The following is a 22,684-nucleotide window of genomic DNA, read 5'->3' as shown; positions in this document are numbered from 1 at the left end:
TCTGTTCGGGATTCATGTTAAATCCATGTAAAATGGCCGGAAAAAAGCTGAATTGTTCCCAAAATCATAGAATTGCGAAATTGTGTTATTGAGCGGCGGTGGAGGCAGGTGCTATATTGAGTCCGATTCAGGCAATCAAAATAACAAGATAGGGGCTGACACATTGAACTTGAAGTCGAAAAGAAAGCTGTTGTCTGTTACGGCAGGTCTGGTACTCCTCACGAATTCTATCGCGCTACATCCTGCAGAGGCGGCCACGGGTAATTCATTAACTGAGCTGCCAGCTGCTCCGGCTTGGGGACATTTCGTAGATACTTATAAGAATAACACACCTGTGAATATGGCGGTGTATTCCAATCCCTCGATCGGTGTTCTCTCCGGCTTCCTGGATCTCTGGACACCGGGTGTCACTTGGGATACCGGGACGAAGCTGAATAGCAGTGTGTTGGATTACAACATTCAATATGTGGCGGATCTGTCTAAGACCCGTACTCCGGCAGAGGAGGAGGCAGCGTATTACGATGACCGGCGGAACCAGACTTATGGAGCGGCTGACGGCCTTGGACCTTTGTCTGAGGTGTACCGTTCGATGTCAGGAACTTACACGACCATTAACAGCATCCCAGATGATGCGACTTCCGTGAAATACAATGATGGCAATGACAGTAACAAGGCGGGTGATTCCAATTCCCAGCTTGGTAAAATGGTAGACCTGGTCGGAAAAGTCCGCGGCGATTATGCTTCTACTAGCCAGGCCAAGAAATTCTACAGCTACATGCGTCCATTCCGCTGGAAGGATACCTCCGTTATCGTGCCGACGCTGGTGCCGGCGAGAAGCAGTACGCCTGCCACAGACGGCGGCTTCCCGAGCGGACATACCAACGCTTCCTATCTGGCAGCCCTGGCTCTGGCGTATTCCGTACCTGAGCGCTTCCAGGAGCTGATGACCCGGGCCTCGGAGATGGGCAACAACCGTGTCGTCGCCGGGATGCACTCACCGCTGGATGTTATGGGCGGACGAGTGACGGCCATGGCCTTCGCAGCAGGTGCGCTGACAGACCCGGACAATGCGGCATTGAAGCAGGCGGCCTATACTCAGGCTCATGAAGTGCTGCTCACACAGACGGGTACCGCAGAAGACCGGTTCACGGATTATGCGAAGAATAAGGCCCAGTATACCCAGCGGCTGACCTACGGCTTCCCGCAGATTCACTCCACGACTGAGCCTGCTGTTGCTCCTAAGGGAGCAGAGGTCTTGCTGGAGACCCGCCTGCCTTACCTGAGTGCGGACCAGCGTAGAGAAGTTCTCGTAACAACTGCACTTCCATCCGGTTATCCACTGTTGGATGATCCCGAAGGCTGGGGACGATTGAACCTGTTCGCCGCTGCCGACGGGTACGGTGCATTTGCTGAGCATGTAACGGTAGCTATGGACGCTGCGAAGGGCGGCTTCCACGCCGCAGACCGCTGGCGCAATGATATCTCCGGGACGGGCGGACTGACCAAGGAGGGGACAGGCACGCTTAAGCTGGCAGGAAGCAACACGTATTCCGGTGGTACTGAAGTGAACGCGGGTGTTCTGGAAGGAGACTCGGCAACAGCCTTCGGCAGCGGGAATGTGACGAATACCGGCGGTTCTGTAGTTGAGAACGTCTACGGTAAAATGGTAATCGGCGGCAGCTTCACCCAGGCCTCCGAAGGTACGCTTGTACTGGGCCTTACTGGAGCAAACGATATCCTTGAGGTTAAGGGTGAGGTGAAGGCTGACGGGAAGCTAAAGGTGAACTTCGCGAACAGCTACGTTCCAGGCAGCGGCCTGATTCCGCTCATTACGCATGGCGTCAGCCAGCGCAGCGGGCAGTTTGCTTCCGTGCAGGTTGAAGGATTGCCAAGCAAATATAACGCCCAGGTCGTCTACCTGAGCGATCAGATTGCGCTTAGTATTACAGATACGACAAGCGGCGGAACTGGCGGCGGCAATCCGGGCGGAACGCCGGGTACTCCGGCTGGAAATACCGGAACGGTACCAGGGACCACCGGCACAACACCAGGGAACGGCAGCACTCCTACTGAGCCAGAGAAACAGCCACAGGGCGGAGTTAATCCGTTCCAATCCGGAGTGGTGAGCCGCGAGACAGTATACAAGACCGTGACTGAAGCTATTGCGGCTTCGAAGAATGAGAGCATCAGCTTCAAGGATACCGCAGGCCACTGGGGCAGCAGCACCATCTCTACAGCCGTGAAGCTGCAGATCATCAGCGGCTATGCGGACGGCACCTTCCGTCCGGATGCACCGGTGACCAGAGCTGAATTCTCAGCGATGATCGCCCGCTCCTTCGGGATAGGCACTACATCGGCGGCCTCTAAATTTGGGGATACTGCCTCCAATTGGGCGGCTGGCTATATCGGTGCATTGGCCGATAAAGGCATCGTAACCGGCTACGCAGACGGCAGCTTCAAGCCGGGTGCAACCATCACCCGTGCCGAGATGGTCACGATCATCGGCCGTGTGCTGAATCTCGGTGCGCTTCAGACTGGCACCCCGGCGAGCTTCACCGATGTCAGCAGCAGCTACTGGGCAGCTGACGCCATCCGCCAGGCCGCTTCGGCTAATCTGGTGAAGGGCATCTCTGCTTCAGCATTCGCGCCAAAGAATCAGGCTACCCGCGCCGAAGCGGTGGCCGTGATTATCCGCGCACTGGAGAGCGACAGCTCGGTTAAGGCTTTGATTGCGGGCTTGTAGGCAGCGGGGTTGTTAACTGCAAGTGAGTGAGAGGTAGGCTGTAAGTAAGAATTCTTATGGACAGAAAGCAGGAAGTACAAGCCGCTGGCTTGTGCTTTTTGCTATGTTTACGACCACTTAGCCACTTTGGGTGCCGTTTCGCGTTCAATCGTCACAATGTGGGCATATTTGACAAATTCAATCTACAAGTGTAATGTATAGAACAGAGCTTGTATTTACACTTGTAGATTGTAAGACGCCGCGATGGAATGGAGCTGTTATGATGAGTACAACGCCGAAGATTTCGGAAGCCGAATGGGAAATTATGAAGATTATCTGGGAGCATCATCCGCTCACCTCGGAACAAATCACCCGGCTCCTGCCTGCATCTGTGGAATGGAGCGAGCAGACGGTGCGCACCTTCGTCACCCGGCTGCTTAAGAAGAAGGCGATAGCGTATGAGAAATCCGGCCGGAGCTATCTCTATTATCCGCTGGTGTCAGAGAATGAGTGTGTCCGGGCCGAGAGCCGCTCCTTCCTGAAGCGCGTATTTGGCGGGGCTACGCAGTTAATGGTGACCAGCTTCCTGGAGGATGTGGAGCTGTCCAAGCAGGAGATTGAACAACTCGAACAGCTGCTCAAGGAGAAGAAGTCGCAGGGAATCGGCGGCAACTCAGGTAAGCAGGAATGAATATGGTCTACGGATGGTTTGCTGGTATCGCAGAACAGACACTGGCGGCAAGCATGGTGATTCTGGCTGTGTTGTTCATTCAATATGTTCTGCGGCGATTCATCAACGCCCGGGTGCGTTACCTCCTGTGGCTGCTTGTTATCGCCCGGCTGTTATTGCCTGCTGTACCGGACAGCCCTGTCAGCATGCTGCATATTCTGGGCAATAGTAAACATTTGTTAACAACTATCCTGGACAAGGGGCCGGACACCGGAGCTTCTCAGGGTGAGTATCAGGAGCTTCCGCCGGGAGGGGGAAATCGGGTTACATATCCGGCTAATAACACCGCTCTGAATGTACAGGGGCAGGCAGACACAGTCCGGCAGAAGGATGGTGCTGTAGCGGATAACCGCAGCTCTGCGGGGGCCGCAGGCTACCCGCTCTGGATGAAGATAGGCACCGTGATCTGGTTACTGGGCGCTGCGTTTATGCTGTTGAATGGACTCCTGTATATCCGGCGGATGCACCGTGAACGCAGACGGCTTAGACGGGTGAGTGCTCCAGAGATTCTTCAGGTGGTTCTTGCTACCAGACGCCAGTTTGGAATCAGGAGAGCGATACCTATCTATACCGGAGGTTCGGCTAACAACCCATATCTATCAGGATTAATGCGTCCATGGATCTTCGTCCCGGAGCAAGCTCTGCGGGAACTGGATGCTTCCCGGCTGCGGCACATCCTCGCGCATGAGCTTGCCCACTACAAGCGGAGGGATATGCTGTGGAACCTGCTAGGGAGCCTAGCCGCAACGATACACTGGTTCAATCCTCTAGTATGGCTGGCGATCCGGCGCATGAAGATTGACAGGGAGGTCGCCTGTGACACCTATGTGCTGGAGGTACTGGGAGAAGAGGAGGCCACCGATTACGGGCTGACTCTGGTGGAATTCCTGAAGCGCTTCTCACGAGTCCGGGAGCGGAGGGGACATCTCTATTTCTCTAACCCGCAGCAGCGGCAACAGATTCGAAGGAGGATCAGCATGATTCAATCTTTTCGCAAAGGCTCTTACCGCATCTCTGCATCAGCTGTAATTCTGGTCGCCCTGCTTAGCATCGTGACGCTTACTGGGGCATCCGGGAAGCCCGGGGACTCTGCTGCCACGAGTACTAAGGCCAATCCCGCTGGCACACTTACCGAAAGTGTTCGTGGAGAGGAACGTGCAGAGCCAGCAATGGAGCAAGGGGAGTCCAAGGAGTCACTAATGGACATGGATGTGCAACAGACGGAGTATGTGAGCCGCCATCATCTGCTTAAACCAATGAATGTAAAGGTTGCTAAAGACGGTTACCAGGTCACGGTGAAAGGCTTCATGGCGGACAGGAATCAATTGTTTATCTTCTATACTGCAAGCGTAGACGGCGGCAGGTCACTATTATTCGATAAATCTTCCCATTTTGTAGAATGGATCATTAGGGATGCTGTGACGGGCAAGGTGATTAATGGACAGACTGACCCGCGGAGCTCCGTTAGCCGCCCGGAGAAGAATATTGAATCTACGACTGCCAGAATTCAGTTCAATCCACCTTTGATGAACCCTTCCTCCAAGATCAAGGTTCAATTCCGGCTGCGCTCAGTGGCAGCAAGCGGAGCCAAGGTGCAGGATTCTCCGATACTTCAGGCCGCCTTCGATGTGGGGGCAAGCTACTGGAAGCAAGAGGAACATACGATCCAATCGAAGGAAACGCTTGATGTAGACGGACACAAGCTCAGAGTGAAATTACAATTGACACCGCTCACAACGATAGTCACTTTTTATTCCGATGAACCGGTTTTTAAAAACAATGAATTCAAAAAAGCTTTCAATGAGAAGTATGGTTCTCCAATGCTGTGGTGGAGCAAGACAGAAACGGGAGACTATACGCAGCAAACACGCAGTACATCTATTACGTATACAGATTATGAGATGAAGATGCTTGCAGAGACCTATTTCTTGATGGATAAACCGCAATCTCTGCGGCTGGATTTCATCAAGAAGCTACCGGTACTGAGGGGAACGACAGAGCCTGAGAGTTCATATCAAATGACTTTTGATACTACTGGGCTGAATCAAAGCTGAATTCGGATAAACCGCCAACTTATATTGAAGGAGAGTGTAACAATGAGTAGAATGAAGCGGAACGAAATGGAAAACTCACATGCGGCGCACACGCTGCCTAGACAGGAGCCGAAGCAAGGGTCAGCGCCAGATAAACGGCAGTCCTCCATGACCCGGCTATCTACCGCCATCGTCGCAGTCATGACAGCCGCAGCACTGGTGCTTAGCCCTTTTGCCGTGACAGGACAAGCGTTGGCTGCTCCGGCAGCAGCCGCGAAGCCGTCGACAGCATTGGCACCTTTTGTTAAGCTGGGAAATCTGAATAATAAGCAAATCGAATATGCCATCAAGCATAATTTGGTCCAGCCCTTGAATACAGTTGTCAAAAAAGACGGCTACCAGTTGACCGTGAACGGCTTTATCGCCGACAAATATGAGCTGATTGTTCTTTTTACCGCCCAGACTGACAGCAAGCGGGCATTCACGGCACAGGCGCCGCAAATGCATGAACTGCAGTTGACGGATGCTATTACGGGGAAGGCCATCAGCGACAAGAAAGTGAATGCTGCTATGGTTCATGGCGTAAGCCCGGCTAAGCAAAACCATATCATGCACGGCACGGCGCTTATTCGTCTAACTACCCCAATAACCACGGCTCCCCAAAAAGTAGCTGCTGAGTTTCGGCTAACATCGTTAACTGGAAATGAGCTGAAACAGTTAGAAGCGGTGGAAGCGCAGATGTTGGCAGAGGCCAAAAAAGCCCATGAGGCTAACCCCAAGAACAAAACCTTCAAAACCAGTCCTGAGCTGCTGAAGAAGTACAACGCGCTGAAGGCCAAGGTGAAGAAGAGTGCGCCGCTGAAGGCAGTCTTTGAGATCGATCCTAAGGTTTGGAAGCAGGAATCCCTGACTCTTACGCCGGATGAGACCCTGGAAATAGCCGGACATCAGATTAAAGTGAGCATGGAGATGACACCATTAACTACAATTACGATTCTATCCTCAGATGAGGCTTTGTTTAAAGATAAGGCCTTTATGGAAAAATTTAATAAGGATTACTACCCATCACTATTGGTCAAGAGCGCGAACGGAGAGTACAAACCGCAAGAGGGTGGTTCTGCTTATTCGTATTCAGATAATACACTGACCATCGTATCGGAGAACTACTTCCTGCTCGACAAACCGCAGTCGCTTCGCCTGGACTTCAAGAACCTGGGGGAGAATAAGGTTACGAAGCAATTCATTGTTGATTTGTCTAACCAATAATTGCAGGTTATCCTTGAATCTACATTTGTATATTGAATGCCGTCCCCACAGAATGGAGCTGTTATGATGAGTACAACGCCGAAGATTTCGGAAGCCGAATGGGAAATTATGAAGATTATCTGGGAGCATCATCCGCTGACCTCGGAACAAATCACCCGGCTCCTGCCTGCATCTGTGGAATGGAGCGAGCAGACGGTGCGCACCTTCGTCACGCGGCTGCTTAAGAAGAACGCGATAGCGTATGAGAAATCCGGCCGGAGCTATCTCTATTATCCGCTGGTGCCAGAGAATGAGTGTGTCCGGGCCGAGAGCCGCTCTTTCCTGAAGCGCGTATTTGGCGGGGCTACCCAGTTAATGGTAACCAGCTTCCTGGAGGATGTTGAGCTGTCCAAGCAGGAGATTGAACAACTCGAACAGCTGCTCAAGGAGAAGAAGGCACAGGGAATCGGCGGCAACTCGGGTAAGCAGGAATGAATATGGTCTACGGATGGTTTGCCGGTATCGCAGAACAGACATTGGCGGCAAGCATGGTGATTCTGGCCGTGTTGGTCATTCAATATGTTCTGCGGAGATTCATCAACGCCCGGGTGCGTTACCTCCTGTGGCTGCTTGTTATCGCCCGGCTGTTATTGCCTGCTGTACCGGACAGCCCTGTCAGCATGTTGCATATTCTCGGCAATAGTAAGCATTTGTTAACAACTATCCTGGACAAGGGGCCGGACATCGGGGCTTCTCAGGGTGAGTATCAGGAGCTTCCGCCGGGAGAGGGAGCTAAGACTACGTATCCGGCAAATAGCACCGTCTTGAATGAAGTGGCACAGACAGGCCCAATCGAACAGAACGATGAATCGGCAGCCGTTAACCGCAGCTCTGCGGGGGCCGCAGGCTACCCGCTCTGGATGAAGATAGGCACTGTGATCTGGCTGCTGGGCGTCATGCTTATGTTGCTGAATGGACTCCTGTACATCCGGCGGATGCACCGCGAACGCAGACGGCTTAGACGGGTGAGTGCCCCAGAGATTCTTAAGGTGGTTCTTACCACCAGACGTCAGTTTGGAATCAGGAGAGCGATACCTGTCTATACCGGAGGTTCGGCTAACAACCCATATCTGTCAGGATTAATGCGTCCATGGATCTTTGTCCCGGAGCAAGCTCTGCGGGAGCTGGATGCTTCCCGGCTGAGGCATATCCTCGCGCATGAGCTTGCCCACTGCAAGCGGCGGGATATGCTATGGAACTTGCTAGGGAGCCTAGCCGCAACGATACATTGGTTCAATCCCCTGATGTGGCTGGCGATCCGGCGGATGAAGATCGATAGGGAGGTTGCGTGCGACGCCTATGTGCTGGAGGTATTGGGAGAAGAGGAGGCAATTGATTACGGGCTTACTCTGGTAGAGTTCCTGAAGCGCTTCTCACGAGTCCGGGAGCGGAGGGGGCATCTTTATTTCTCTAACCCGCAGCAGCGGCAACAGATTAGAAGAAGAATCAGTATGATTCAATCCTTCAAAAAAGGCTCCTACCGCGTCTCCGCAGCAGCTGTAATTCTGGTCGCTCTGCTCAGCGTCGTGACGCTTACGGGTGCCTCTAGGGAGCCTGTTAAATCTGCTGCCACGGGTACTAAGGCCAATCCCGCTGGCACGCTTGCTGAAAGTGTCCCGGGAGAGGAACGTGCAGAACCGGGAATGGAGCAAGGGGAGACACTGGTGCCGTTAACGAGCATAGATGCACAACAGACGGAGTATGCCATCAGGCATAATCTTCTGGTGCCGATGAATGTGGAGATTGAGCAAGACGGTTACCAGGTCACAGTGACAGGCTTCATGGCAGACAAGAACCAATTCCTTATCTTCTATACTGCGAGAGTGGACGGCGGTAGGTCACTATTCTCCGGTGATCCTCGTTTTGTAGAATGCATCATTACGGATGGTATTACCGGCAAGGTGATTAACGGCCGGACCCACGCGCTGGTCAGCAGCAGCAGCCCGGAGCCGCATATTAAAGATGCGGTAGCCAGACTTCCATTCGATACTAATTTGACGGACGTGCCCTCAAAGATCAAGGTTGAATTCCGGCTGCGCTCAGTGGTAGCAGGCGGAACCAAGATACAGGAGTCCCCGACACTTCAGACCACCTTCGATGTGAGCGCAGACTACTGGAAGCAAGAGAAATATACGATCCAATCAAAGGAGACACTTGATGTAGGCGGACACAAGATCAGAGTGAAATTACAATTGACACCCTTAACAACCATAGCTACTTTTTATTCAGATGAGCCTTTGTTTAAGAATAAGGAATTTATGAAATCATTCCATGAGAAGTACGGTTCTCCATTCCTGTGGTGGAGCAAGACTGGCACGGGAGACTATAGGCAGCAGCCAGGCACTTCACCAATTACGTTTACAGACTATGAAATGAAGATGGTTACAGAAAGCTATTATTTGTTGGATAAGCTGCAATCTCTGCGGCTGGATTTCATGAAGAGTCCGGCGAAACCTACTGGAATGAAGGATCTTGAGCATACATACCAGATGACCTTTGATGTCCCCGGACAGGATCAGAGCTGATCCGGATGAAACAACCAACTTGTATTGAAGGAGAGTGCAACAATGATTAGTATGAAGCGGAATGAACTGGAGATCTCACATACGGCGCAGATGCAGCCTATACAGGAGCAAAAGCAAGGGTCAGCGCCAAATAAACGGCGGTCCTCCAGGAACCGGCTATCTACCGCCATCGTCGCAGTCATGACAACCGCAGCGCTGGTGCTTAGCCCTTTTGCCGTGACAGGTCAAGCTTTGGCCGCCTCGGCAACCGCCGCGAAACCATCGGCAGCGCTTGCCCCCTTTGTAAATCCCGAGCTTCAGGGTTATCGACAGGTTGAGTATGCCATCAAACACAATCTGGTGCAGCCGCTGAACACAGTCGTCAAAAAAGACGGTTACCAGTTGACGGTAAACGGTTTTATCGCAGACAAATATGAGCTGATCATCCTTTTTACAGCCCAAGCCGACAGTAAGAGAGCATTCGTGTTCATGCCGCCAAAGGGTCATAGTCTCCAATTGTCCGATGCGGTTACTGGCAAGGTCATCAGTGGCAAGAAATTCAATGATGCTCTAGTCATAGGCGCAAGTCCGGCAAAGAAAGATCATATTCTATATGGAATTGCTAAAATCCCGTTAAGCAGTCCATTGACCACGCCTCCCAAAAAAGTAGCCGCACAATTTCAGTTAGGCACATTAACCGCCATTGAGCTGAACCAGCTAAAGGCACTGGATGCTGAAATGCTCGCTGCCACCGAAAAGGCCCATGCGGACAACCCGGACCAGACCTCATCGTTCAGCTACAGTCCTGAACTGCTGAAGAAGTATGATGCAATCAAGTCCAACGTGAAGTATAGCCCTGTGCTGAAGGTGTTCTTTGATATCAATCCCAAGGTCTGGAAGCAGGAGACCCGTACACTGACGCCGGAGGAAACGATTGATGTGGCAGGGCACAAGATTAAAGTAAAGCTGGAATTGACACCGTTCACGACGATAACCACACTATCCTCAGACGAAGCATTGTTTAAAAACAGAGAGTTTATGGAGACCTTCTATATGGAATATAATCCATCGCTATTGGTCAAGAACGGAACCGGTGATTATAAATCGCAAGAGGGAGCTTCTGTCTATACCTATGCAGACCATGAGATGAAAATCGTGTCAGAGAGCTATTTCTTCTTGAATAAACCGCAGTCGCTTCGCCTGGATTTCACCAATATGAAAGACCGTAAGATTACACAGCAGCTGATTGTTGATATGTCTAAGCAGTAAATTACAGGCTATTTGAAGTATCTTAGGGCCATCCGTGAAGGGTGGCTCTTCTTTTGTTGGGTACAGGGTGTGCGGGGAATGTCTTCTAAGCAGGGCATGTTATGGGCAGGGATGTGATAAAATACAGGGACATGACAAGATCAGACCGATGGAGGAATTATGTTAATTCAACTGATAAGCGTAGGCAAATTGAAGGAAAAGTATCTGACGCTCGGCATCGCGGAATATGCCAAACGGCTAACGCCCTACCTCAAGTTCCAGATGATTGAGGTGGCGGATGAGAAGGCCCCTGATAACCTCAGCGAAGCAGAGGTTATTCAGGTGAAGGTGCGCGAGGGTGAGCGCATCCTCGCGCAGATTAAGAGCGAGGCGCATGTCATTGCGCTCGCGATCGACGGCAAGCTCTGGAGCTCCGAGGAGCTTGCCGCCGAGATCGACCGGCTCGGCACCTACGGGACGAGCCATGTCGTCTTCGTCATCGGAGGCAGCCACGGCCTCTCCGATGACGTCATGCGCCGCGCCCAGCAGCGCATGAGCTTCGGCCGCATGACGCTGCCCCACCAACTCATGCGGCTGGTGCTGGTGGAGCAGGTGTACCGGGCGGTGAAGATAAATCGGGGGGAACCGTATCACAAGTAGGGGCAAGTTTTTTGAAGAAAAACTCGCAGGGGTCTGTATTTGCAACATGCCGATCATGGCGTAGGCTTTATCAATATTTATGAGGAAGTTTGAGTAACATGTTTCTGCGAGTTTATTTTGCCACAGATAGATGTTGAGCATGGAGCGATGTGGATTAATCCAATATTGATGGTTTTAGGAAAAATCGCTTCTAAATAAAGGAATTTAGTAACTGGTGTCTAATATTCTCAAATATAATAGTTTAATTATAATGGAGGATAGAATGGATTATCTAATTTCAAATAAAGAATGGATATTTTCTGGAGTTGGCGTTTTTATAATCGGAGCAATTTTTAATTTATATAGGAGTAAGAATATTCCGAAGAGTCAAACTAGCGGATATTCGAATGGAAGTAATAATATTCATTTAGAAGGAAATGTTGTGTTGGATAACAACAATACTACAACGATTGTTTACAAGGACGTAGAAGCTGAACCCCCAAAAAAACCTTTAAGCGAATTGATATATAAATTTTATTTTATTTTTGAAAAACATGGAGTAAGTAGAGGACAAATACCTTCCTTTATTGATAAAAAATTTAATATAAATTATGCAGATGTTGCTAGCGAGGAATCAATTATACCTAAACTTAATGATGAATTGTTAGAATGGGTTTCTTCTAAGTTTGGTATTAGAAGATGTTGGTTTGATGCAACCGACGAGGATTATTATAGTAAATATATGTACGATACGATAGATTGTTATAAGTGGGTAGGAGTATTTATTAATCTATTTAGTAAGCTTATTGATGAGTTTAACGTCTATGGTTACAAAGATTCAATTCATGTTTATTTTTTAAAAACCTTTGGTAAATTCAAGGGTGATAAATCAGGAGAAGAAGGAACGGCCGATGTTATAGTAGTGGTAAGTGTAAAAATTGGTGAAACAACTACTAATATTATTGAAAAATACATATTAGTTACTCGTAATTTAAGATGGGATTATTGGAAATCTAGGCAGGATATAAAAAGAATGATTCGAACCGTTGATAAGTTAGGTATTAGAATGTGTGGTTATGATATATCAATGGATGAGTACAAAGAAATTGTGTCTGCTCAAGTGGTGCCTAGGGCTATATTGAATAAGAAAAAAAGTGCAACTTGGCATCCTTATGACTACGATGGCACTCGTAACAAAAAAATAGATGAAGTTGAGTATGAACCTGACAAACAGTTTTATGAATCCCTAAAAGAAATAGATGACATTATCTCGAAAATGATTGACGAGAAAAGGGAACAGTACAGTAACAGAATATGGAGTGACAAAGAAGAATAATGTAGACAGCTTTAGGATAGTTGTTGATGTTTCTACACTTTATTGTTTGAATTTGTATATTTACCATCCTAAGGTTGTTCTCGATTTAAGAAGCAAGGCAAACTTATCGTCTAAAGAAAAATACCAGTACAGAGGCAGATAGCGACTTAGTGAAAGTAAGCAAAAATTCAGTCGGTTTGAGTCTATGTAACAACTTGTGTTGGGGGACGGGTGAATTGGGTGATTCCAAAAGTATAGTAGCTGATCCACAATTTCTAAAAATAGGAGGAAATGCAGAAAATATAATTATTATTCAAGGTAATATAAATGACTTGGCTAACGAGTTTTTCATCTATAGTCTTAATTTCAAAAAATCCGCACATATTATTACGGAGCACTTATTTAGTTCACGTCCAGATATAAGTAAACTTGATACTTATTTCTTCTCTTTAGCATTCTTATACAGACATAGTCTCGAATTAATTTTAAAGGCTATTGGATTTCAGTATATTAAAGAGCAAAGCGAAAGAAAGAAATTCATAAAGGAAACATTTCATAACATGGCAGAGATTCTTCGAGAGGTATCACCTTTTATACAAGACCAAATTGAAAATAATAGAGGTGGATACAACTGGCTTGTTTCATTATTTGACGATATGTCTCTAAAAGATAAGGAATCCGATTCATTTAGATATCCGTTTGGCATAACTGTTATAAAGGACCAAGATCCGTTTTTAGAGATGCCAAAAAAATACGGCATAAAATCGTTTTTTGATAAACAGACTCATATTGATTTAATTGCCTTTGTATGCAAAATGGAAGTTGCTTTTAACATTCTTAGTAACTATTATTCTAATACTTTAAAAATTATTGAGGACTACAAAAAGTATAAACCTCTTTTCTTAGAGGAAGGGGGAGGTTACTATGGGCAAAGTGTTGTGGGATACTCTTATAGCAGAAATCGATTCTATCCATATGTGAAAGCGTATACTGAGTCAGCAGATATATTACATCAATATATGAATAAAAAAACGGAAATAAAAGGAAGCCTATTTATTCCGATGTGTTATTTATATAGGAATGGAATTGAGTTGGCTATAAAAGAAATTTTATTTGAGGAATGTTCGTTGGATCATCAATCTGCTGTCAAAAAAATAAAAGAGAAAAAACATAGTATTTCAGCGCTATGGAATTCAATTAGAAGCGAAGTGATGAGACATGTAGGTGTATCTGATGAAGGTCACCTTCTTAATGTTGAGAAATACATAAAGCAGTTACACGATTTTGATGGTGCTTCCGATAAATTTAGATATCCGACAAATAAAGATTTGCAAGTGCATTATAATAAACCAAAGAAATTTGATGTTGATAATGTGGCAGGATTTTTCGGACAATTATCATATTTTTTTCATGGTGTTTGTCTAATGATGTCCGCACAAAATGAAATGCAGGCCGATATGGAAGCAGAATATAGAGCACAAATGCCTGATGAGTATGATTATTCCAATTAATAAATAAATCAAAAGGATATACAAATAAGGAACAGGCTCACTAATACGAGCCTGTTCCTTATTTGTATCCTGGATTCCCGGATAAATTATAACGAGGAGTGAAAAAGCCTTGATATTACTGGGTTTTTGAACATCAGCGAGCTCTCCGCGTTATAATTCTTACGGGAATGCGGGATATATGGAATTCTAAGCATCCTATTGTTCTTTCAGATAAAACTTTTCTAAAATATCTATAAAGGCGGTTGATTTACGTAAACTACTTAGGTTCTCATGTGTTTTTATTAATTTTAATAGTCTTTTTCTATCGTAGAAACAGTCGAGGGTTTCAGGTTTTAGTTTGCTTTTATTAATCTCTTCAAGCCAGTGCAGAGCTTCTTCTGAAAAATTTGCAGAAGTTATATAACAGGCTTTGATTTTGGTCTTGTTATATTCAAACGGCGAGCTTGGTATGGTATATGCGCGCTTCGCATGTGGAAGTGTGTTACCGAAGAACCACTTTACGGTAGCGTTTGTTTTATAATCACCTAAGTTAATAATAGTTGAATTTTTAAGTCCTTTTAATTCAATTATAATTACTTCTTCGTCTCGTTGGACTATCACATCATATTCATAAGGCTTAATCATTTTCGAGTGATTAAGTCTGCTGTTGTGAGGAAATATATTTGAAATAACGACATACATCAAAGACTCAAAAAGAGCACCCTTTATATTCTGTAAATTATCAATTTGTCCAGACTCATCCATTAATTTAAGTGTTTTTTCTATATCCTCTATAATATCTGAGGATTGATCCTCAGTATGAAATGTTCCAGCAGATGCCTTTCGAATATCAGTTAATCTCTGAATTAGTTCACTTACTTTCATTCCGAAGACACTTGGTAAGGAAAAATTCAATATTTGGAGCCTCCTAATTTCCTTTTTAACTTCTTGCGGTATTTCATTAAAAATAATAATAGGAAGAACTTTCCTAGCTTCAGAATGAGTGCTATGTCTAACAGATTGTATTCTATTGTAAAAGCCATCCAAGTCTTCTTTAGAGTAAGGACGATGTACTAGTACATCCATAACCAACAGGGTTTGTTTGTCCTTCTTTCCGGTATTTATTGAGAATCCTGTAGTGTTCGTATAGGAGTAAAAATCCCATAGAAAGTCATTGTGTTTAGCACCGATGGAAGGATTATCTGTTCTTCTATACAACAACATATCCGAGTCAATCAAGTTGTGTTCTTTTAACCAACGAATAATGTCCGGGATAAACATACTATCAAGACGCATTTTTTCATAGTGATTTTTCATCATAGTGGACAATAAAGGGCTATCTTCCATTTCTTTAGTGGTAATATAAATTATATTTTTTTCAGAATCTTTTACAGTGCAGATGTAATCATGATGTATTAATTCTTTAATTTCATCGTCTAAGCGTGTGAGTTTGTAGCGATCAATATTCTCCACTGGTGTAGCGGCAGCTTTTCGTGCTTCATAGAAAGATAATAATTTATCTTCTTTAAATAAAAGAGTCAAAACACGATACATTGAGGGTTTGTAAAGCTTAGAAATGTTGATTAAAGTCTTCAAGTCCAGAGTATCGGTTACTCCCATGTACACATACTGACCATTTTTGAATTTAAATGGGTGACTGTTTTTAATAAATTTTTTATTAACAGCTCTTTTAATAATCTGCCTAGAGTATTCTCTTGATATTTCTAACTTTTCAGATAGTACGTTGATTAGTTCACTTGCAGTAAAAAAAGTATTTTTCGTTGAAAACAGTTCCTTAATAACATTTTCCCATTTAGTAGATGTGCTCATGAATAGCCCCTCCATCACATTTCAGGTATCTGTTGAAGTCAATATAACAGCTGACAAACTTTTTGTCACGCTGCCCTTATAAAAATATTATTCTTTTTAAAATATGTGCCAAAGAAATTTTTCAATAAGTTGAGCTGTATCAATTGATTTTTAATTTTGAGCTTTGGTTTTTTTGTCACAGGACATAAAATTCTGTAGAGAGCGACTTTCTGAGAATATACAATCTCAGGAAGTCGCTATGCTAAATTCAATTATCATATAACCAAATTGAACTGAGTTAAAGACTTATGCCGATTCACAGCAAAAGCCCCTTCCGCCGTTTCGGCAGAAGGGGCCAGTTCAAAAAAATGCTGTTGCACCTGCGGGTTAAACTCCAGTTCAATGCTTCGCATGTCCTTCGGGACGCCGAAGTGAATCTGCCTGATGACGCTCTGGAAGAGGGTCTTCTGCGTTTCCGGAGGAGAGGAGTGCAGCAGCGAGTGCAATTGGTGCAGCAGTTGCTGCACCTGTTTCACCGGAATCGGGTCGGAGGCGCATTCCATGAGCCGCTGCTCTACGTCGGTTTTACGCTCGAGGAGGCGTTCGTTCTGTTCCTTGAACTCGCTTAACTGCTCAATTAACAGGCCCTCGTCCACACCGTCCCTTTCGAAAAGTTTGAAGTATTTCTTGCGCTGAGCATCAATGGCGGCGATTTCCTTGTCAATTGCTTCCTGTTCCTTTTGTAAAGGAACCACGTTCATGGTCCGATCTTTGTTCAGCTTCCGTACAACGTCCTCCACAATTTTCGGCCTCTGGACGACCTCGGCCAGGCGATCGAACACGTACTGCTAAAAGTCGTCTGCCTTGACGGAGTTGGAACTGCATACCCGACGGCCTCCGTTTCGGAAGGCGGTGCAGACGTAATAGCGTCTCACCACCTTTCTCCCATCCTTCAGAGTGTCGCATACGCGATGTGCGCCTAGCGTGGGCCCCGCACTGGGGACAGCGCATGAGGCCAACCAGTGGGTACGTACCGTCAAAGGTGCGGGGAGGGGAAAAGGAATTTTTCTGGAAAAGTGCCTGCACCACATCCCACAGTTTCATAGAAATGATTGGTTCATGGATACCATCCTCGATCATCGGGTTGGGGTTAATGCCCTTGCGCCGCTTCTCGCTCCAGTCCTCCCGCACGTTATAGCGAATTTTCCCGACGTAGACCGGATTGTTGATGATGGTCTTAATCGCTACGCTGCTAAAGAAATTCCCCGGCTTGGTCCGGTGCCCCTCACGGTTCATTTGGTTGGCAATGCTCCTCAGGCCCTGGCCCTCCGCGTATAGTTGAAAGATTTTGCGCACAACTTCGGCTTCCATGGAGTTTGGTTTGAGTACGATTTCTGCCTGTTTGCTGGAGGCAATCTCCACACCATCGTAGCCCAGCACCTGTCCGCCATTCCACTTGCCTTCCCGCGCTCGCTGCTTCATTCCCATCTTGACGTTCTCAACGATGATGCTCCGCTGGTACTCGGCAATGGAACCCATCATATGCATCGTCATTCTGCCGGAAGCGGTTGACATGTCGAATTCTTTTTCGGTCACGCTGCGGAATATTACGTCATGGCGATTAAAGATTTTGTGAGGAAAGTGATATCGGCAAGCTTGCGGGAAAGTCGGTCTAAGCGCCTTCGCAGCGTTCTGTAAGCCAGTACAGTGAGTGCTCGTCGAGCAAAGCTGCTGGGATGATGTACTAAGCAAGCCAGTCGTTGTCCAACAGAACCCCGGCTCTAAAGGCAATAGGGCCTTTGAGATTAATGCGTTCCACGTACTCTACACTCATGGATGCCTGTTCAACAGCGATAGCAGGAAAATGAGCGGGTGGGAGAGCAGATGCTCCAGCTCCTCACCCGGCTCAGCCTCAGCCTGCAGCTCCTCCAAAAGGTCAGACACAAAGCGTTTCAGCATTTGAGGAAACGATTGGTGTTTGAACTTAGCCAGGTCTTCCTGCGATTGAATGATGATCATGATCTTGCCCCTCTCTAGTGATAGATATGGATTCAAGATCATGATATGTTTTTGAAAATCTTAGCAATGCAGTTAGACAGGGGTATAGGGTCGAGAGGAGAAGCAGGACCTGGTTTCTACTATTCTATTTGCCCTGTTTGTTACGCTCACGCATTCCGAGCTGTACGTTCTGAGAGATTTGTGCCCTTTCAAGTTGGGCTGTCGCACCCATCATTTGCGAGACAAACTATCCCATCGTTATATTGCGGAATAGAATAACACTGCGGAGCACATAGTAACAGCAGAAGCAGAGGGAGGGATTATAGAATTGGGTACTCCAACAGGTAAATTAGCCTGGTGGCAGTTAACTTTATTTGGTGTTGGCTGCACGATTGGCACCGGTTTCTTTCTTGGTTCCAGCATCGCTATCCGAAAAAGCGGATTATTGGTGTTGGTTATTTTTGTGTTAGCCGCTATAGCAGCTTTATTCGTTTATGAAGCCCTGGGTCAAATGACGATGCAGAATCCTCAAAAGGGATCTTTCCGCAGTTATGCCAAAGATGCTTTTGGTAGCTGGGCCGGCTTCAGTATGGGCTGGATCTATTGGTGTTCAGAGATTCTAATAATCGGGAGTTCATTGACTGCCTTGGGACTGTTCTCGCGGTTATGGTTTCCCAGTTGGCCACTTTGGATTTTCACCGTATTCTATGCAGTGCTGGGGCTGCTGGTTATTCTTCTAGGTAGCGGAGGGATTAATAAAGCGGAAAATTTATTTGCCATGATCAAAATCGCGGCTGTGTTGACGTTCATAGGGGTCGCCGTGGTCGCACTTGTGAGGGGGAAGGGAAACTGGGTTACGATTTACAGCCCGGAAGCATGGCTGAATAAAGGATGGATAGGGGCCTGGAAAGGGCTACTCTATGCGTTCTATGCTTTTGGAGGCATTGAGGTGATGGGTTTTATGGCGGCGGATCTACGTAATCCGAAGGAAGCTCCAAAAGCAGGAAAATTTATGCTGTTAGGGGTGACCATACTATATGTATTGTCGATAGGGCTTGCGCTGCTATTCGTCAGTCCTGAGAAAGTAACTCCTGCCCAAAGCTCAATAATTGCTGCATTTGTAGCGATGGGAATACCCATCCTTGTGTATGTGCTAAATGGAGTAATGATAGTGGCCGGATTCTCAATCCTCGTTGCATCATTGTACGCGGTCTCAACTATGCTGGTAGCCTTGGCTGAGGATAAAGATGCTCCTTCCTGGCTGGCGGTGACTAAGGGGAAAAGAAAACTGCCGCTCTACGCACTTGGCATTAATACGCTGGGCCTGTGCGTGACGATTGTTCTAGGCGTGCTGCTGCCGAAGCAAATATTCGAGCATATCACCACAGCGGCAGGATTAGTTATTTTGTACACTTGGCTATTCATTTTAGCTTCGTACCTTAAGTTATTGAAGCCGAAGATGGGGGGATGGATCAGATCAAGTATCGCTATGGTGCTGATTATTGCTGCCGTGGCAGGTGTACTCTTAGAGAAAAGCGGTCGTCCCGGCTTCTGGTCTAGCCTTCTGCTCGTCGGTATTATTATGTTGATCACTTGGTTTAAGCAGCATCACGGGAAGAAGCACGGACAGCTTTTTTAGATTTTCAAGAGTGGAATTTGGTTCCTAGTCCTTTGAACTTGTTCTTCATATACGTAAAGGGACATTTAGAGGGTGCACTTTCGTTATCGCGTAGAAAATATTGCTTCCATTCCAAATTGTTCTCCTGCCCATACCATTTAAGGGAAGGATGCGCGGGAATACTATCGTAGTCGGCGAGCTTCTTTCGGATTAGCTTCTTCATATTGCGGCCAAATGCAGTAGAATCATTAATATCTTCGAATACCCATCGAGGCTGAAAGGCAATTACAAAATAAGGAGTATGGCGGCTTCTCCGCAACTGATGTGCCGGTGTTGCACAAAAGGCGAAATATGGTTGCCCATCAAAGCAAAACTCCCAGGAAGGGTTCGAGGGGTCTGTAGAAATCTGATCCGGCCAAGGTACTGTATCTACCGCGCTGACGCGGCTCAGGACGGACCAGAATAAAGCTTCATAGTCCTCAATGGAGCGGCCCTCTGCTAAATCTTCCGGAGTTTCGAAAAAGAGAACAAGTGAAGCATATTTGCCGGTATCCCGCGAGCACTCGCCATATTGGCGGAGGAAATCGGCGACTTCCAAAGTTGACGCTTCGTTTCGTGGATCAGTTGCGAATCCAAAACGTAAATGATTAGACAAAAACCCCTGCCTTCCCGGAATACAGGGATATTTCCCTTCGGGATCTGCAATCATAGCTGTAAATTGGCGAAAAGCATCCTGTTGCCAGTCCGGTATCTCGGACATATGTTCATCCAGCCATTGCTTTGTGTTCAAATAGACCATCCTAAAACACCCTCCTCGTTAAGCACAAAACATCCTATGCGCTAGAAGGGGGATGGGTGAAAGCACAGAAACACTCTTGCCAGGTGAACTTATTAGGCGAACAACTGTATAATTGCCTGATATCCGAAATACAGACCAAAGCTAAGCAAGCAAATGCCAGCCGCAAGGGAAATGAATCGAAGTATAGCAGGGCTGGTAAACTGATGGAATAAGCTGGATATCATTGCCATTACCAGATCCCAGAATAAGATGCCAACAAAAATACCAATGCTATTCCACAGCACTTGATCGAACTGTTGATTCTCCATGCTTTTGGCCAGAATTGAGCCGTAAATACCTAACCAGAACAAAATGCTGAGGGGGTTCATCAGTGCCATCAGAAATCCAGAATGAAAGGCGCTGATGCTTGTCTGTTCACCGCGCGAGGCGGTTTGGGAAGCGGTATTCGTGTTTTTTAAGGTGTCAATTCCGGTATATAGAAGAACAAAGCTGCCGAAAGTCCACAGAAAGGTTTTCATGAATGGGGTATTAAGGAAGTGAGCTAGCCCAAAGTAGATGAGCAGCATGTATACTAAATCTGCACACATGGCGCCCAATCCGATCATCCAGGATTGCAAGAATCCCATCCGTGCTCCCCGGTCGAGCTGGGCTACATTGATGGGGCCCATAGGTGCAGATAAAGAAATCCCTAGCACTATATAGGTTAAAAAGCTATTCATGGACATCGCTCCTTGAATGAGAAGTATCTTGTACAAGTCATTCTATTCAAAAAGTGGGCCAGATAGAAGACGAGCTTAATGGATTCTAAAGGATCTTCACCGCAATGGGTGTACATTTGTAACCGTTGCAAGCACTTTCGGAGCAGGGGCAAGCAGATATAGCAATAATAAGATTCATCTCAGCCCGCAACTCAATGTAATCACCTGCTTTAGATAGCGGACGCTCCACGCTGACTTTTCCAGAAGGCTCAATGACGGTATTCATAAAAAGATTAAATGGATAATGCTGATCGGGAGCGGGCAGACCAAACTCTTCCAGGGCTTCATTTAGGTTGTTGTAGCAGCTGGCGTGATCTTTTTTGTTATATAACACCTCATACATCTCGGGACGGCAGGCAGAATTAATGAAATCATGGCGGCCCACGGAGTCCTTCATAATTGTAAGTAAGGGTCTATATTGATTGGAATAGAGTATGTCTCCTGGCAGTACATTTATCTTACCGAGAGCATCTATCGTTACGCCGGGATCTATCCGCTCATTGGGGCGAGAGGCATTATAGGCAGTAAAATCAGCAACCTGCTCTCCCTCCACATCGGTCACTCGGACGATCTGCCCTTTGTTCAACTTGAAGCCCAATCTCTGCGTTGCTGGTATCAGCCATTGTTGTTCAGTCATCAGTAATCTCCTCTTGGATATTCATAGTCTATACAGGTTAGTATGGCTGTTTGTCAAAAAAGTCATGCATGGTAAGAGCCATTATAGCTATGAGAAAGGAGATCTATCTTATTAGGGCCGGGGGAACCAACGCTTTAATAGCGACTAGTGGATAAGGTCAATCAATTAGGTGCCCTTAAAATTTCGCTATATAAATGTTACGGTGAACCGTATCATAAGTAGTACTAAACGGAAAGTTAGAGTCAGATATATAACGGGTCTGACTCTTCTTGATTATGGAAAGTAATTCACACCAGCGCCAAAAAGTAATTTCCTCGCTCCCAAGCGCATCAAATTGATGCTTTTCTCTACATCCCCATCCTCCAACACAACTCCTCCAAAACCTCACCCGCACGTCTCATCACTCTCTTCATATCCTCGTCCGTTATCATCTCTAACTCCTTCCCCTCCCCATTAACGAGATAATTCAATTCACCCACAAACACCACAATCTCAAGCCCAGGGTGATAGTCGGTATGTATCAGGAGTAATAGATCATTTAATGATATCTCCTAGTTGAAATCTGTCTTATGCTCATAGATGTACAACGCACGAATCATCGATATTAGGGCTGAATGGCAAAGAAAGAACGCTGTCTTGTATTGCTTGTGATTTCTCATAATATGAGCTAATTTCATGTGATAACGGGCTAGACCTGTATAAGAAACTTGTCAACACTTTGGACATGGAGAGGTGAATACTGTGATGGATAAGGAAATATTGAAGCAGGTGGGAGCGCGGATTCGTGCTCTGCGGAAAGAGCGGGGCCTGTCGCAGGAGGCGCTCGGGGAGATAGGCAGGTTTCATTTTTCATACATAGGGCAGATTGAACGTGGGGAGAAGAACGTTTCTTTATTGAATTTACATAAGATTGCAGAATCGCTCAAGGTGAATGTCATTCAGTTGTTTGCATACCAGGGTGAAGAGTTCATGGTTACCGCAGCAGAGCGTGATATTCAGGATATGGTAGGCATGCTCCGTGAGGCCAATGAGGAGAAGGTACGTGTGGCTAAAAATGTACTGAAAGAATTATTATAAAG

The 22,684-nt window shown here is 46.5% G+C and carries 19 protein-coding genes; 12 read left to right on the top strand and 7 right to left on the bottom strand.

What is annotated here, in order from left to right:
• Window positions 1–163 precede the first annotated feature (163 nt).
• The 10 genes from J2Z70_RS03220 to J2Z70_RS03175 all read left to right on the top strand — a co-directional run bounded on the left by J2Z70_RS03220 (window position 164) and on the right by J2Z70_RS03175 (window position 14,007).
• Window positions 164–2,743: an S-layer homology domain-containing protein gene (locus tag J2Z70_RS03220; RefSeq protein WP_245367921.1), complete on the top strand. Its 2,580-nt coding sequence runs from the start codon at window positions 164–166 to the stop codon at window positions 2,741–2,743.
• A 262-nt stretch (window positions 2,744–3,005) separates the two neighbouring features.
• Window positions 3,006–3,413, top strand: coding sequence for a BlaI/MecI/CopY family transcriptional regulator (locus J2Z70_RS03215; RefSeq protein ID WP_209869216.1), 408 nt, complete (start codon window positions 3,006–3,008; stop codon window positions 3,411–3,413).
• Window positions 3,414–3,415: 2 nt separating this feature from the next.
• Window positions 3,416–5,506, top strand: a complete 2,091-nt coding sequence (locus J2Z70_RS03210; protein ID WP_209869213.1) for a M56 family metallopeptidase — start codon at window positions 3,416–3,418, stop codon at window positions 5,504–5,506.
• Between the two features lie 42 nt (window positions 5,507–5,548).
• A complete protein-coding gene (locus tag J2Z70_RS03205) occupies window positions 5,549–6,751 on the top strand; it encodes a DUF4179 domain-containing protein (RefSeq protein ID WP_209869210.1) in 1,203 nt (400 codons plus the stop codon).
• Window positions 6,752–6,817: 66 nt separating this feature from the next.
• Window positions 6,818–7,225, top strand: a complete 408-nt coding sequence (locus J2Z70_RS03200; RefSeq protein ID WP_209869208.1) for a BlaI/MecI/CopY family transcriptional regulator — start codon at window positions 6,818–6,820, stop codon at window positions 7,223–7,225.
• A gap of 2 nt (window positions 7,226–7,227) precedes the next feature.
• Window positions 7,228–9,315, top strand: a complete 2,088-nt coding sequence (locus tag J2Z70_RS03195) for a M56 family metallopeptidase (RefSeq protein WP_209869205.1) — start codon at window positions 7,228–7,230, stop codon at window positions 9,313–9,315.
• A 42-nt stretch (window positions 9,316–9,357) separates the two neighbouring features.
• A complete protein-coding gene (locus J2Z70_RS03190) occupies window positions 9,358–10,563 on the top strand; it encodes a DUF4179 domain-containing protein (protein ID WP_209869202.1) in 1,206 nt (401 codons plus the stop codon).
• Between the two features lie 159 nt (window positions 10,564–10,722).
• Complete coding sequence (gene rlmH, locus J2Z70_RS03185; protein WP_209869199.1) at window positions 10,723–11,202, top strand: 23S rRNA (pseudouridine(1915)-N(3))-methyltransferase RlmH; 480 nt, start codon at window positions 10,723–10,725, stop codon at window positions 11,200–11,202.
• 262 nt (window positions 11,203–11,464) lie between these two features.
• The gene (locus tag J2Z70_RS03180) at window positions 11,465–12,517 is read left to right on the top strand and encodes a hypothetical protein (RefSeq protein WP_209869197.1); all 1,053 of its coding nucleotides are present in this window, start codon (window positions 11,465–11,467) and stop codon (window positions 12,515–12,517) included.
• A gap of 215 nt (window positions 12,518–12,732) precedes the next feature.
• Window positions 12,733–14,007: a hypothetical protein gene (locus tag J2Z70_RS03175; protein ID WP_209869194.1), complete on the top strand. Its 1,275-nt coding sequence runs from the start codon at window positions 12,733–12,735 to the stop codon at window positions 14,005–14,007.
• Window positions 14,008–14,202: 195 nt separating this feature from the next.
• On the opposite strand, the gene J2Z70_RS03170 is transcribed toward J2Z70_RS03175, so the two are convergent.
• From J2Z70_RS03170 to J2Z70_RS03155, 4 genes are all read right to left on the bottom strand, one after another.
• Window positions 14,203–15,816 (bottom strand): hypothetical protein, encoded by a 1,614-nt coding sequence (locus J2Z70_RS03170; RefSeq protein ID WP_209869191.1) that lies wholly within the window; start codon window positions 15,814–15,816, stop codon window positions 14,203–14,205.
• Between the two features lie 254 nt (window positions 15,817–16,070).
• A complete protein-coding gene (locus tag J2Z70_RS03165; protein ID WP_209869188.1) occupies window positions 16,071–16,556 on the bottom strand; it encodes a hypothetical protein in 486 nt (161 codons plus the stop codon).
• Window positions 16,516–17,547 carry a recombinase family protein gene (locus J2Z70_RS03160; RefSeq protein ID WP_281068111.1) on the bottom strand — a complete coding sequence of 344 codons (1,032 nt, stop codon included), beginning with the start codon at window positions 17,545–17,547 and terminating at the stop codon, window positions 16,516–16,518. Before J2Z70_RS03160 ends, J2Z70_RS03165 begins: the two co-directional genes overlap by 41 nt.
• A 78-nt stretch (window positions 17,548–17,625) precedes the next feature.
• Complete coding sequence (locus J2Z70_RS03155; protein WP_209869183.1) at window positions 17,626–17,814, bottom strand: hypothetical protein; 189 nt, start codon at window positions 17,812–17,814, stop codon at window positions 17,626–17,628.
• Between the two features lie 307 nt (window positions 17,815–18,121).
• On the opposite strand from J2Z70_RS03155, the gene J2Z70_RS03150 reads away from it, so the two are divergent.
• Window positions 18,122–19,432, top strand: coding sequence for an amino acid permease (locus tag J2Z70_RS03150; RefSeq protein ID WP_245367920.1), 1,311 nt, complete (start codon window positions 18,122–18,124; stop codon window positions 19,430–19,432).
• 4 nt (window positions 19,433–19,436) lie between these two features.
• Here the strand turns inward: J2Z70_RS03150 and J2Z70_RS03145 are convergent, their stop codons facing one another.
• The 3 genes from J2Z70_RS03145 to J2Z70_RS03135 form a co-directional block, all read right to left on the bottom strand.
• The gene (locus tag J2Z70_RS03145) at window positions 19,437–20,210 is read right to left on the bottom strand and encodes a YqcI/YcgG family protein (protein WP_209869180.1); all 774 of its coding nucleotides are present in this window, start codon (window positions 20,208–20,210) and stop codon (window positions 19,437–19,439) included.
• Between the two features lie 92 nt (window positions 20,211–20,302).
• A complete protein-coding gene (locus J2Z70_RS03140) occupies window positions 20,303–20,929 on the bottom strand; it encodes a LysE family transporter (protein ID WP_209869177.1) in 627 nt (208 codons plus the stop codon).
• An 85-nt stretch (window positions 20,930–21,014) separates the two neighbouring features.
• Complete coding sequence (locus J2Z70_RS03135; protein ID WP_209869174.1) at window positions 21,015–21,605, bottom strand: DUF1989 domain-containing protein; 591 nt, start codon at window positions 21,603–21,605, stop codon at window positions 21,015–21,017.
• A 741-nt stretch (window positions 21,606–22,346) separates the two neighbouring features.
• Here J2Z70_RS03135 and J2Z70_RS03130 point away from each other — a divergent pair.
• Entirely contained in the window at window positions 22,347–22,682 is a 336-nt protein-coding gene (locus J2Z70_RS03130; protein WP_209869172.1) for a helix-turn-helix domain-containing protein, read from the top strand.
• Window positions 22,683–22,684 lie beyond the last annotated feature (2 nt).

The organism is Paenibacillus silagei (assembly GCF_017874735.1).
Classification (GTDB): domain Bacteria; phylum Bacillota; class Bacilli; order Paenibacillales; family Paenibacillaceae; genus Paenibacillus_AQ; species Paenibacillus_AQ silagei.
Note: the sequence above shows the minus strand (reverse complement) of the source record. Positions and strands in the feature narration are given on the sequence as shown.

Excerpts from the sequence above, each read along its gene's own strand:
- J2Z70_RS03200 (WP_209869208.1), top strand. The coding sequence starts at position 6,818 with ATGAGTACAACGCCGAAGATTTCGGAAGCCGAATGGGAAATTATGAAG.
- J2Z70_RS03145 (WP_209869180.1), bottom strand. The coding sequence starts at position 20,210 with ATGGTCTATTTGAACACAAAGCAATGGCTGGATGAACATATGTCCGAG.
- J2Z70_RS03180 (WP_209869197.1), top strand. The coding sequence starts at position 11,465 with ATGGATTATCTAATTTCAAATAAAGAATGGATATTTTCTGGAGTTGGC.
- J2Z70_RS03165 (WP_209869188.1), bottom strand. The coding sequence starts at position 16,556 with ATGAACGTGGTTCCTTTACAAAAGGAACAGGAAGCAATTGACAAGGAA.
- J2Z70_RS03155 (WP_209869183.1), bottom strand. The coding sequence starts at position 17,814 with ATGATCATCATTCAATCGCAGGAAGACCTGGCTAAGTTCAAACACCAA.
- J2Z70_RS03135 (WP_209869174.1), bottom strand. The coding sequence starts at position 21,605 with ATGACTGAACAACAATGGCTGATACCAGCAACGCAGAGATTGGGCTTC.
- J2Z70_RS03210 (WP_209869213.1), top strand. The coding sequence starts at position 3,416 with ATGGTCTACGGATGGTTTGCTGGTATCGCAGAACAGACACTGGCGGCA.
- rlmH (WP_209869199.1), top strand. The coding sequence starts at position 10,723 with ATGTTAATTCAACTGATAAGCGTAGGCAAATTGAAGGAAAAGTATCTG.
- J2Z70_RS03170 (WP_209869191.1), bottom strand. The coding sequence starts at position 15,816 with ATGAGCACATCTACTAAATGGGAAAATGTTATTAAGGAACTGTTTTCA.
- J2Z70_RS03195 (WP_209869205.1), top strand. The coding sequence starts at position 7,228 with ATGGTCTACGGATGGTTTGCCGGTATCGCAGAACAGACATTGGCGGCA.
- J2Z70_RS03205 (WP_209869210.1), top strand. The coding sequence starts at position 5,549 with ATGAGTAGAATGAAGCGGAACGAAATGGAAAACTCACATGCGGCGCAC.
- J2Z70_RS03190 (WP_209869202.1), top strand. The coding sequence starts at position 9,358 with ATGATTAGTATGAAGCGGAATGAACTGGAGATCTCACATACGGCGCAG.
- J2Z70_RS03215 (WP_209869216.1), top strand. The coding sequence starts at position 3,006 with ATGAGTACAACGCCGAAGATTTCGGAAGCCGAATGGGAAATTATGAAG.
- J2Z70_RS03140 (WP_209869177.1), bottom strand. The coding sequence starts at position 20,929 with ATGAATAGCTTTTTAACCTATATAGTGCTAGGGATTTCTTTATCTGCA.